This is a genomic window from Paraglaciecola arctica (genome assembly GCF_018861065.1).
Lineage (GTDB): Bacteria > Pseudomonadota > Gammaproteobacteria > Enterobacterales > Alteromonadaceae > Paraglaciecola > Paraglaciecola arctica_B.
Genome location: NZ_JAHKQO010000016.1, coordinates 79,067 through 90,475, shown reverse-complemented (window position 1 = coordinate 90,475; position 11,409 = coordinate 79,067). Strand labels below are relative to the sequence as shown.

Sequence of the window (11,409 nt, the reverse complement as noted above, 5' to 3'; positions counted from 1 at the left end):
TTAAATTAACCTAGCTTCTCTTTAATACGTGCAGAACGACCAGAGCGTTCACGCAAGTAGTAAAGTTTAGCGCGACGAACAGCACCACGACGTTTCACTTCAATAGAACTGATTGCCGGGCTGTGTGTTTGGAATATACGCTCAACACCTTCGCCGTTAGAAATCTTACGAACTGTAAAAGCAGAGTGTAGGCCACGGTTACGTTTAGCGATTACTACGCCTTCGTAGGCCTGAAGACGTTCTTTTTCGCCTTCTTTAACGCGTACTTGCACAACCACTGTGTCACCAGCACCGAATGCTGGAACGTCAGTTTTTAGCTGCGCTTCTTCAATTTTCTTGATGATATCTTGATTTACTTTACTCATCATATCCTCTCATTCTAGATTAACTGTCTTTTTGAGTTTTCTCATGCTGCGGCAAACTTTGTAGAAATAAATCTAACAACTTTTGCTGCTCCTCAGTCAGAGCTAGATCGTTTAATAATTCAGGGCGTCGTTGCCAGGTTCTACCTAACGACTGTTGTAACCGCCACTGCCTGATTTTGTCGTGATCACCACTTAACAACACCTTAGGAACCAGCTCACCGTTCAAGTTTTCTGGCCGAGTATAGTGCGGACAATCTAACAAGCCGTGACTAAAAGAGTCTTGCTCAGCAGATTGTGCATGCCCTAACACACCGGGTACAAATCTTGACACTGCATCCATTAAGATCATCGCAGGCAATTCGCCACCACTTAACACGTAATCACCAATCGACCATTCCTCGTCAACCTGTGTTTGTATTACCCGTTCATCGATACCTTCATACCGACCAGCAACTAGAATCAAACTTTCATTTTCAGAAAGCTGTTTCACTCCTGCTTGATCTAGCTTTTTCCCTTGGGGAGAAAGGTAAATCACTTTTGTTTTTGTTCCACCAGCTTGTTTAGCTGCCAGAATCGCGTCTGTTAATGGCTGAACCATCATCAGCATGCCAGGCCCACCACCGTATGGTCGGTCGTCGACGGTGCGATGTTTGTCGTGAGTAAAGTCTCTTGGATTAAAACACTCTACTTGTAACAATCCGCTTTTAACGGCTCGCCCTACTACGCCTTGTTGGGTAAACGTCTGGAACATTTCTGGAAACAGACTAACTACACCAAACCAACGATTTTGTCCCAGACTAGGTTCGTGCATTAAAATGCCGGATCCCAATCTACTGTGACTGTTTTCGCCTGCCGGTCTACTTGCTTAACCACTTGGTCGAGCAAATAAGGAACCATGCGTTCTTTTTGACCAAAAGCGTCATTGAGGTTGGCTTTGACTAACATCACGTCATTAGCGCCGGTTTCAAATAACTCTTTTATAACACCCAAGTTGTAACCTTTATCAGTTACCACTTGCATGCCGACTAACTCACGCCAATAAACATCGTTGTCAGCTAATTCAGGTAGCATCTCTGCTTTAATAGAAATCTCGAGATTTTTGATACTTTCAGCATCATCTCGGTTTTCTACCCCAACCAACTTAGCAACTAAACCTTTATTGTGGGTTCGCCACTGGTCTACGACGTACTCTTTGCCTTCTTGCACTTGACCCAAAAGCCAAGGAGTGTAGTCAAACACGCCGTTTAAATCATGGGTATAAGAGGTGATTTTGACCCAACCTTTAACACCGTAAGGTGCGCCGATTTTGCCAATCACTAATGTGTCAGACGTAAGACTCATTGTTTTAACCCTTTAAACTTTTTAAACTTCTGCAATTAAGCAGCAGTTTTTTGTGCATCTTTTACCAAGCGTGCAACACGGTCAGATAAGCCTGCGCCTACCCCAACCCAATGCTCAACACGACCTAAGTCTAAGCGTAAACGCTCTTCTTGGCCCTGTGCAGTTGGATTGAAAAAACCGATATTTTCAATGAAACGACCATCGCGTGAACGACGACTGTCTGCAACCACTACTTGATAAAATGGACGCTTTTTAGCGCCACCACGCTGTAAACGAATAGTAACCATATATGCCTCAAACTCGTTGTAGCGTTAACGTTAACTTAATTTACCTTTAATTCTGACAGTTTTTAGCCAGATAAAAGGCCGCCGTATTTTACGGATTTGCAGCAGTTATGCAAGTTTAATTAATAAAAGAACCGAGATAATTGATATGTGGATAATAGATGAATTCGATCAATGTGATTTTTTGAATGATTTATAGTAAATACAAAACCTTAACTTAGTTTTATTAGTTAGATTTTGGATAATGCTTCTTCATAGTTTTGCGCAGCTTGTACATTCCATTCAGGGGTTTTAATTGCTAGGCCATAAGCGGCTATAAGTGCGTGACCCTCGATTGTTTTTGGAATAATCACAATATTCGCTTTTTCAGTAAAGTTAGACTCCAAATTGGACATTAAAACGATTTCCTTTAAATCAGCTTCGCCCAAAGAGACTTCTTCGCTCAATCTAAAATCATAGATCACATTCTGCATACGCCTCATGTTATCAATGTATTCTTGATCTGCTGTTAAGCGAACCATGTCTAATCCGTCTACTACACCTGAAAATTTAACGTATACATGATCGTCTTCTATACTTACCGAAAAACTCATAGCAACCCCCAAACAACACATAACATTTATATTACAGATTTGTGACACCGTTACAAACAACAAACAGACCAGTTGGTCAGAATTTGCGCGCTGGTAACAAGTTTTTCTAATCATTCAAATTTTTTGCGACTTTATATAAAAGAGCACTCTACGAATTACTTTTTGAGTGATTACATTATAGGTTGAAATTTTACAGTGTTTTTGTTTCCAAAAGCACACTGATGGCAAATAATAATCCCCAAACAACAACCTATATGTTCTATGCTATACACCAGTTAACCTTATTTACGACTTAGCACCATGTTTCAAACAAGACTTCAAGGCAGCTGTATATTTTGTTTATTTATTCTATTTAGCGCCTGTAACGTTAAATGGGTCAGCGAATACGATGCACAAATAGATCAAGGTGTGACTCAATTACACCGTAAAACAGAAACGTTCTTAACGACCTTAGAGCAACAACAGATTCCAGAATGTTTATCAACTGAGCATGCATTATTTTATCAACAAAGTTTAGTGGATGTGCGAGCCCTAAAAATACGTGCCAAGGCTATTCCCAATAATGATATTACCTTGAAACAATTGGATTTATTTGAAGAAAACTTGTTGTTGCTTAATAAACTTCACCAAACTCAAGACAGTAGCAATAGTTGTATGCCTGGGGGAATGATTACCTTTAATCGTTCTAATTTTGAAAGTATTTTCACTGCGATCTTAAAATTTGAGCTCGCTAAAAAGCGCCAAGTTAAATAGCGAGAACGGATATGTCACTAGATCTAGAACAACTCAGCCAAGCAATGCTCACTGCCGCTAAAGGCCAAGTAGCCGAAAACTGGCCACAAATTAAAGATTATGCAGAACAAGAAGCTAAAAAACTGGCCGAAAACTTGGTATTAATTGAAAAGCTCAAGTTCACTCAACAAATTTCTGACGAACAAGCCAAATTAATGCACCAAATGCAACGTAACGCCACTCAAGCAGTGCTGTTATCAGTACAAGGCATGACTGAACTTATGGCAGAACAAGCACTCAATGCGGCCTTAGATGCGGTTAAAGAGACGGTGAATGCAGCGCTCAATTTTACTTTACTTTAAGAGCAATAAGTCTACCTAGGAACCATTCAATTGCTTCGGAAAGTTTCACAGGTTAAAGCTGTCAATATATCTATCGTAGAAAAACAAGAAAATCGTCCTTGCCAGCCCTCATACTTGTGACTCAGTCACTGCGTTGTTAATAATAAGATCGCTATTCAATTTATTGGACTAAATTGAAAATACCGGATTATAGGCAAAAACATCTACAGATCCCGCTAGAGTGATGAGGCTAAGCATATGATTGCTTATCGCTTCAACGAATTAAATTTAGGTTTAACAAATAGTGATTGGGACTCAATCTTTTTTCTACTAACCTTCTAACAAACCTCTGTAATATAACAAAATAATAACATTTATATAAACTATCGAGGTTCGTGGTGGAAGAATTTAAAAAAGGTTGGGGACCGTTATTAGCGGCAACTTTGGGTACCATGTGTGGCTTAATGACTGCGACAAACTACACTCAGGGATTTTTTGTAGGTGCAGTTACCGCTGAATTTGGCTGGAGTAGCCAGCAGTTTTTTCTAAGTTATACTGTTTTAATGTGTATGGGCCTTTTTTTCGGTCCGCTTATTGGTAGTTTAGCGGGCAAATATGGCATACGCCTACTTGGAATAATCGGGCTTGTAGGCCACGCAATCGGTTACGTCGTTATTTCTTTTAACGATGGTTCACTTGTTTTTTGGTATGCCAGTTTCGCATTGCTTTCATTTCTTGGTGCTGGCTCTCTTCCTATTGTATGGACAGCAATACTTAACGATTATTTTGTTAAGCACCGAGGAAAAGCCATTGGTATTACCATGACAGGGACAGGTATTGGTGCCTTGATATTGCCCCCTGTTGCTACTTTTTTAATTGAAAGTTATGGCTGGAGAACCGCATACCAAGCTATAGGCTTAGGGGCATTAGCCGTTTCCTTACCCTTAGTTATTGCATTGTTTAAACCCAAGCAGGCCTCGAAAGAGACACAGAATAATCAACCGGCAGCAATGAGCTGGGGTATAAGTAGAAGTGACGCTATAAAAACCAAACAATTTTGGATGTTAGGCACCGTTATCTTTTTGACTGCCCTGATTATAGTGGGCCTACTGTCTAATTTTAAAACCATTTTATTAGGCAAAGGCTTAGATAATTCCACTATAGCTTGGGTGGCGTCAGTACTTGGGCTAACTATTATGACGGGTCGTTTATTAGTAGGCGTACTGGTAGACAAATTTTGGGCGCCTGCGGTTGCCGCTGGAGTTTTCTTTTTACCCATCATCGCCATTTTACTGTTGATTAATATGCCTGGTTCTATTCTGGTCGCGGTATTAGTTGCGTTAACTTTAGGTTTGGCAGCAGGTGCAGAATTAGACTTATTAGCCTATTTAACCAGTAAGTATTTTGGGCCTAGGTATTACTCACGTGTATTTGGTTGTATATTTGCTTTCTTTGGCGTTGGTGCGGGTATTGCTCCCCCCATCTACGGCGGTGTTGGCCAAGCACAAGGTTACGACACCATTCTTACGGTTTCTATTGTAGCCTTGGTCTTATGTATTATTTTATTTCTACTAATGGGTAAATATCCAGAAAAAGAAAAACTGGGTAACAACGCTTAAACCTTAGTTGGATCTTCATCCGAAGCGGTTATGAATAATTCATAGCCGCTTTTTTATGTGCGACAAAGTACAAATTGATTTTGGAAATTAATACCACTTTGACACTGCAACAACGCCCTCAAATTACTCATTACACAAGAACTTTACTGCTATCTATGGAGAGCGACTACTTGGTTAGGACTGCTCAATCAAGAATCTTAAAATGCATTTAGAGTGGCGACTGAGTCATTTACCCTTAAATGAAGAAATATAGATTTCAGAAAAACCTTACGCAAAGCTGACTATGTGTGTATCTAAACTAAATCAATGATCTAAGGCTCAAGACTTTAACTAGTTAAAAAGTTAACGAGTTCTAGAGATATAGTAAGGTCTGCATCGACAGTTGATAACAGCACATGTAATTGCAGGTAGATGAAGTAAATGTGATAGATAAAATCAAGGAAGTAGATGTTGAAAGTACCCACTAAAAAACGTGACCAAAACGATTTGGCCACGACAAACTAAAAAGGAAACTTCTGTTGACCGGTTTGAATAGTTACCCATTTAAGCTCAGTAAATTCATTCATGGCAAATTGACCGCCTTCTCTGCCCATTCCGCTGTCTTTTACTCCACCAAAGGGGATCGTCGTTTCATCTCGAATAGTGGGGCCATTAATATGCACCATGCCACTTTCTAAATTTTCAACAAAATACAAAGTCTTTTGTAAGTCGTTAGTAAGAACCGCAGATGTTAAGCCATAACAACTGTTATTAGCTAATGCTAAAGCATGCTCTGCATCATTAGCTTTGATAACAGAAGCCACAGGACCAAAGCATTCAGTTGAAAACAGCGCCATATCTTCTGTTACATCAGCAACAACAGTAGGCCGATAAACATTGCCATTAAAGCTTCCCCCAACAGTGATTTTCGCTCCATCAGATACAGATTTTTCAACTTGATCTTGTATAAATGCAGGCTGCGTAGAGCGGATCAAAGGCCCAACTATCACTCCTGGCTCTCTAGGGTTACCAAACTTAATTCCTTGCACCTTACTAGTGAATTTAGCCACGAATTCGTCATAAATACCCGCTTCAACTATGACTCTAGAGCCTGTCATGCAAACTTGCCCTTGGTTCATAAAGTTACTAAATGCGGCAGCATTTACTGCATAGTCGATATCAGCATCATTTAACACTACAAGGGGATTTTTACCGCCCATTTCTAATGTAATAGGTTTGCCATATTTCGCGCAACTAACAGCAATACTACGACCTACTTTCGTAGAGCCAGTAAATGTAACCTTTTTCACTTTTGCATTTTTTATTAAGGTATCTTTTAAGTCAGCACCATGTGCTGGGGTAACATTTAAAACGCCTGGGGGTAACCCTGCCTCAGTAAAGATTTCGGCAATTTTTAAAGCTATAACTGGGGTCGCTTCCGATGGTTTTAAAACCACTGTATTCCCAGCAGCAATTGCCCAACCAATTTTTCTAATGCCTAATAATAATGGGAAATTAAAAGGTGAAATGGCTAACACCACACCTAAAGGGCGGCGAATCGAATAAGACTTCACACCTGGGTAATCAGACGCATAAGTCTCACCTGTCACTCTACGACACTCTCCTGCCATACTACGCAAAAATGCTGGAGTATGGGTCACCTCATAACCGGCCTTAAGCATAGTAGAGCCACCTTCATCAATGAGAATATCTTTTAGCTCAGCCGATCTTGCCGTCATAACCTCAGCGGCTTTAAGGAGGATCATTTCTCGGTACGATGGTAATGTATCTTTCCAACTTTTAAATGCCTGATCAGCTGAATCAACCGCCGCAACCGCATCCTCAGCACTAGCTAATTCTACGGTAGCAAATACCTCACCTGTTGCAGGGTTAATGCTCTTATCCGTTTTGCCTGACGAAGCAGCCTGATATTGCCCATTAATAAAAAGTTGATAATGGCTCATTTATTTCCCTCCCAACTTATCTTGTAGACGACTAAAGACATGTATTGCGTTGCCTGAAAAAATAGCCTGTTTTTGTTGGGGTGTTAATTTTTGATTATTTTCAACATAACGTTTTGTATCATCAAAATAATACCCTGTTTGTGGATCAATACCGCGAACAGCGCCAATCATTTCAGACGCAAATAAAATATTTTTGGTAGGAATAACATCTACTAATAAATCAATCCCAGGTTGATGATAAACGCATGTATCAAAAAAGACATTATTCATTAGCAATTCGTCCAAAGAAGGAAGCTTCATCATATCTGCCAAGCCTCTAAATCGCCCCCAATGAAATGGCACAGCACCACCTCCGTGTGGGATGATAAACTTGATAGTTGGGAAGTCTTGGCAAACAGATGAGGTCATTAACTGCATAAAAGCCGTGGTATCTGCACTCAAATAATATGACCCAGTGGCGTGAAATGCTGGATTACAACAGCCACTTACATGGATCATGGCCGGTACATCTAACTCAACCATTTTTTCATAGAATGGATACCAGTATTTATCACCCAAAGGTGGAGAATCCCAATGTCCACCGGAAGGGTCTAAATTTAGATTACACCCCACAAAACCAAACTCATTAATACAACGTTCTAACTCTTTAATACTGTTGTCTAAACTGCCATTAGGGATCTGGGGTAACTGACAAGCACCAATAAAGTTATCTGGATAAAGTTGAGTTAAGCGATAAATCAGCTCGTTACAATGTTCTGTCCAATATTTGCTGGTGTTGGCATTACCAATATGGTGCCCCATCCAACTGGCTCGTGGCGAAAAAATGGTGACGTCTGTGCCACGCTCTTGTTGTAATTTTAATTGCGCACCTTCAACACTGTGGCGTAATTCATCATCAGAAATTCTCAAATCACCTTTTTCATGTGAACAGTCAGCATTAGCGGCTAATTCTAGTTTTTGTTTATCTCTATACTCACCTAATTGCACTGGAGCTGTTGTATAGTGGCCATGACAATCGATAATCATAATCTACCTACTCTTGTATAATAGTAGGCCTAGCATATGAATTTACTCGTACCTTAACCAATGCAAATTATTTGCTTTTCCATAAGTAAAAGTTCTCAGTTCAATTTAATGCAACTACGGCCTTAAACAACAACCGTCCTGCAACTAAGGTAGTAATGATCTTAAATATATTGCGAAAAAGTTTATCTGAAATAGCAATAGAAGTGCGCTTTCCTAACCACGCTCCAATAAACCCCGCTGCAATAGCAGCACAAATATGCAACCAATAAATTTCATAAGAAAAACCATTTACCAGGTAACTGGTCAATTTAAGTAAACCCATAGAAAACAAACAAGCCGCTAGCGTGCCTGTGACTTGGGCTTTTATCAACTCAGTTCTTACCACCAAAGATTGTATTATGCCGCCTATTCCGAATAACGTCCCAATAAAGGAATGGACAGTACCAGCGAATAAAAACACGTTAGATTTAGGTAAAGGTAAGCTAATGTGAGGGGCCCAAGTAAAAAGCAGTATTAAACATCCAATCAATAAACAAATATAACCTTCACTTAAATTAACGAAAATTTGTCCACCCAAAAAAACCCCGATTACAGCTCCCCCAAAAAATGACTTAGCAATTTTCCAATCAATATGTTGCCAAAATAGCAATATACGCGCTAACAACGATGGAAGGGCAAAAGCGGGTAATAATTGAATAGTAATAGTGATAGGTAAAACAGCTGACATAAAAGCCAACATAATATACACACCACCAGTAGCAAAAGCGGCATTTATAAAGGCCGCGAGAAAACATCCCAATGTAATAACCAAAAGTTCAGTCATGAGTTTTCAGTAATGAATCTCAGATGCATCAATCATGTACGTTAAACTCATATTGCAATAGGGAGCATGTTGGGGGAATAGCAGAAACTTTGCCTAACCAGGAATGTTCACAATAATAAACACAATCAATTTTATACTTATCGCAAAGTGAAAAAAGCTCATCAGGACATCGACAAAAAGCATCTTCAATCCGACTATTGTATTTCCAAGGATCTTCAGAAATAAAAAATAATACTGTGTTTCCCTTAGATTGCAGCAATTTATATAACTTAAATTCTGGGTATTCGGTGCCTAATATAATGATCTTTTTTTTAGATTTACTCTTAAAACGAAACCTAGAGAAGAACTTAAACAATTGCTGCATTTTTAGCTATGATCGCAGTTATAGTGACTTCTGCCAATCAGATAACGACTCATAATAGGTTAACCCAGCTTCTTTAAGTCTTGGGCGCATGTCATATATGTCTAACCCCAATACGCCATCTGCCAACTTTTGACGTTTTTGTTCTTCATTGGACTCCCGTAATTTTGCATTTGCCACTACAGTTTCAGCAGCTTTTCTCGCCACTACACAGACGCCATCATCGTCTGCAACCACGGTATCGCCAGGATTAATTAATTGACCGGCACAAATAACAGGAACATTCACCGACCCCAAAGTATTTTTCACTGTTCCTTTGGCACAAATCTCACGAGACCACACAGGAAATTTCATAGCCTGTAAATCAACAATATCACGCACTCCAGCATCAATTATCAAACCTCTCACTCCCCTAGCCTGTGCAGACGTGGCTAACAGATCACCGAACATTCCATCGGTATTATCAGTTGTACAAGCCACTACCAATACATCGCCGGGCTGACACAGTTCCATAGCAACATGTAACATCCAGTTATCACCGGGCTGTGCCAATACAGTTACAGCATTTCCCGCAATACGAGCCCCCGGGTAAATGGGCCGCATATAAGGTTTCAATAATCCAATGCGCCCTTGAGATTCATGAACCGTTGAGACACCACTTTTACTAAGTTCATCGACCAAAGAAATATCAGTTCTTTGAATATTACGAATAGCAACTGGTTGCATAAAATTCTCCTATTGATTACTGTTATTTGGAACAAATAATGTTCCTTTACTTAGCAGGCGTGCTGTACGAATAACGCCAGCGCCTTTCACTTCAAGTTTGTCGCCATAGTCGTTAAAATCTAAATTAACAGCAAATTCACCACTTGGATGTTCAACTGAGATAGGTTGATTGGACGAAACATTCTGAGTCACGTATGTTTGCGCAACTGAGCCCTTACTAATACAGGCAGTAGCTATTGAAACAGCGCCTAGTACGCCGATCGCAGCGTGACAATGATGAGGTATAAACGTGCGGGTATTGATGATTCCCCCCTGTTTAGCCGGTGAAATAATGCACATTTTAGGGACCGCTTTATTCTTAGCATTGCTAATATTCATTTTGGGTGATATCGCTAATCGAATACGTTCCAACTTTTCTTTTAATGCTTCATTAGTATTTAAATCTTTAGGCCGTTCGTAACCACTGATACCAAGATCTTCAGCTCGAATTACAACAACAGGCATACCATTGTCAACACAAGTGACTGTAATCCCTTCTACTTGATCTTTTAAGTTCCCCGTTGGAAATAAGGAACCACAAACAGAACCCGCCACATCTAAATAGTTGCAGATTATCGGCGCCGAAGAACCTGATACACCGTCTATTTTTTGGTTGCCTTCGTAGTTTATTTCTCCATCAGGGGTGTCTAAAATCAATTCACAACGCTTATTAGTATTAAGCATATTCACGGCTACTCGTGTTTGTGGATGGGTGGCGGTTATTAACTGAGCTTCGATAGCAAAGGCGCCAACACCGGCTAACAGGTTGCCGCAATTAGGTGTGGTATCAACTCGGTTTTCACCCACCACGATTTGTACAAACAAAAAATCTATATCTGCATCGACTAACTTTGATTGAGAAACGATAGCGACTTTACTCGTAAGAGGATCGCCTCCGCCCAACCCGTCTATTTGTCTCGTGTCTCTACCAATAACATCCAGTAAAACTTGATTTCTAGATAGTTCTGTAGAGGGTAAATCAGAGGCCAAAAAGTAAACACCTTTAGAACTTCCCCCCCTTAGTTGCATAAAAGGGATTGCGGTTTGCTTCACGATAATCACCATTCTATTTATGGAAAGTTTAGATTTTAATTTCTGAACACTAATGTTGACCAATGCAAAACGGTTTCTTCGTCATGTAAAAGAGTTGTACTGTATTTTCTTATATAAAAAGACAAAGAAGTGAATCGTAGGAATCAAGCATTACTGTTAGCAA

Annotated in this window: 13 protein-coding genes; 3 read left to right on the top strand and 10 right to left on the bottom strand. The window is 39.9% G+C overall.

The features are described 5' to 3' along the window. Positions 1 to 5: 5 nt before the first annotated feature. The 5 genes from rplS to KO534_RS06405 all read right to left on the bottom strand — a co-directional run bounded on the left by rplS (position 6) and on the right by KO534_RS06405 (position 2,583). A complete protein-coding gene (rplS, locus tag KO534_RS06425) occupies positions 6 to 365 on the bottom strand; it encodes a 50S ribosomal protein L19 (protein WP_215928779.1) in 360 nt (119 codons plus the stop codon). 19 nt (positions 366 to 384) lie between these two features. Further along, complete coding sequence (gene trmD, locus KO534_RS06420) at positions 385 to 1,176, bottom strand: tRNA (guanosine(37)-N1)-methyltransferase TrmD (protein WP_215928606.1); 792 nt, start codon at positions 1,174 to 1,176, stop codon at positions 385 to 387. Beyond that, positions 1,176 to 1,706, bottom strand: a complete 531-nt coding sequence (rimM, locus tag KO534_RS06415) for a ribosome maturation factor RimM (protein ID WP_215928604.1) — start codon at positions 1,704 to 1,706, stop codon at positions 1,176 to 1,178. The genes trmD and rimM overlap by 1 nt, the downstream gene beginning before the upstream one ends. A gap of 35 nt (positions 1,707 to 1,741) precedes the next feature. Next, on the bottom strand, positions 1,742 to 1,993 hold the full coding sequence (gene rpsP / locus KO534_RS06410) for a 30S ribosomal protein S16 (protein WP_215928597.1): 252 nt from the start codon (positions 1,991 to 1,993) through the stop codon (positions 1,742 to 1,744). 227 nt (positions 1,994 to 2,220) lie between these two features. Then, positions 2,221 to 2,583, bottom strand: a complete 363-nt coding sequence (locus tag KO534_RS06405) for a hypothetical protein (RefSeq protein WP_215928596.1) — start codon at positions 2,581 to 2,583, stop codon at positions 2,221 to 2,223. A gap of 300 nt (positions 2,584 to 2,883) precedes the next feature. Here KO534_RS06405 and KO534_RS06400 point away from each other — a divergent pair, with 300 nt between their 5' ends. The 3 genes from KO534_RS06400 to KO534_RS06390 all read left to right on the top strand — a co-directional run bounded on the left by KO534_RS06400 (position 2,884) and on the right by KO534_RS06390 (position 5,275). Next, positions 2,884 to 3,336 carry a hypothetical protein gene (locus tag KO534_RS06400; protein ID WP_215928595.1) on the top strand — a complete coding sequence of 151 codons (453 nt, stop codon included), beginning with the start codon at positions 2,884 to 2,886 and terminating at the stop codon, positions 3,334 to 3,336. A gap of 11 nt (positions 3,337 to 3,347) precedes the next feature. Next, positions 3,348 to 3,677, top strand: coding sequence for a hypothetical protein (locus KO534_RS06395; protein ID WP_215928594.1), 330 nt, complete (start codon positions 3,348 to 3,350; stop codon positions 3,675 to 3,677). 377 nt (positions 3,678 to 4,054) lie between these two features. Beyond that, positions 4,055 to 5,275 (top strand): MFS transporter, encoded by a 1,221-nt coding sequence (locus KO534_RS06390; RefSeq protein WP_215928592.1) that lies wholly within the window; start codon positions 4,055 to 4,057, stop codon positions 5,273 to 5,275. A gap of 500 nt (positions 5,276 to 5,775) precedes the next feature. Here the strand turns inward: KO534_RS06390 and KO534_RS06385 are convergent, their stop codons facing one another. The 5 genes from KO534_RS06385 to KO534_RS06365 all read right to left on the bottom strand — a co-directional run bounded on the left by KO534_RS06385 (position 5,776) and on the right by KO534_RS06365 (position 11,246). After that, a complete protein-coding gene (locus KO534_RS06385) occupies positions 5,776 to 7,218 on the bottom strand; it encodes an aldehyde dehydrogenase family protein (protein ID WP_215928590.1) in 1,443 nt (480 codons plus the stop codon). After that, positions 7,219 to 8,244, bottom strand: a complete 1,026-nt coding sequence (locus KO534_RS06380; protein ID WP_215928588.1) for an amidohydrolase family protein — start codon at positions 8,242 to 8,244, stop codon at positions 7,219 to 7,221. It lies immediately after the preceding gene. 100 nt (positions 8,245 to 8,344) lie between these two features. Further along, positions 8,345 to 9,067, bottom strand: coding sequence for a sulfite exporter TauE/SafE family protein (locus KO534_RS06375; RefSeq protein ID WP_215928586.1), 723 nt, complete (start codon positions 9,065 to 9,067; stop codon positions 8,345 to 8,347). 382 nt (positions 9,068 to 9,449) lie between these two features. Then, positions 9,450 to 10,154 (bottom strand): 4-carboxy-4-hydroxy-2-oxoadipate aldolase/oxaloacetate decarboxylase, encoded by a 705-nt coding sequence (locus tag KO534_RS06370; protein WP_215928584.1) that lies wholly within the window; start codon positions 10,152 to 10,154, stop codon positions 9,450 to 9,452. A gap of 9 nt (positions 10,155 to 10,163) precedes the next feature. Further along, the gene (locus KO534_RS06365) at positions 10,164 to 11,246 is read right to left on the bottom strand and encodes a 4-oxalomesaconate tautomerase (protein WP_354667910.1); all 1,083 of its coding nucleotides are present in this window, start codon (positions 11,244 to 11,246) and stop codon (positions 10,164 to 10,166) included. Positions 11,247 to 11,409: the final 163 nt, after the last annotated feature.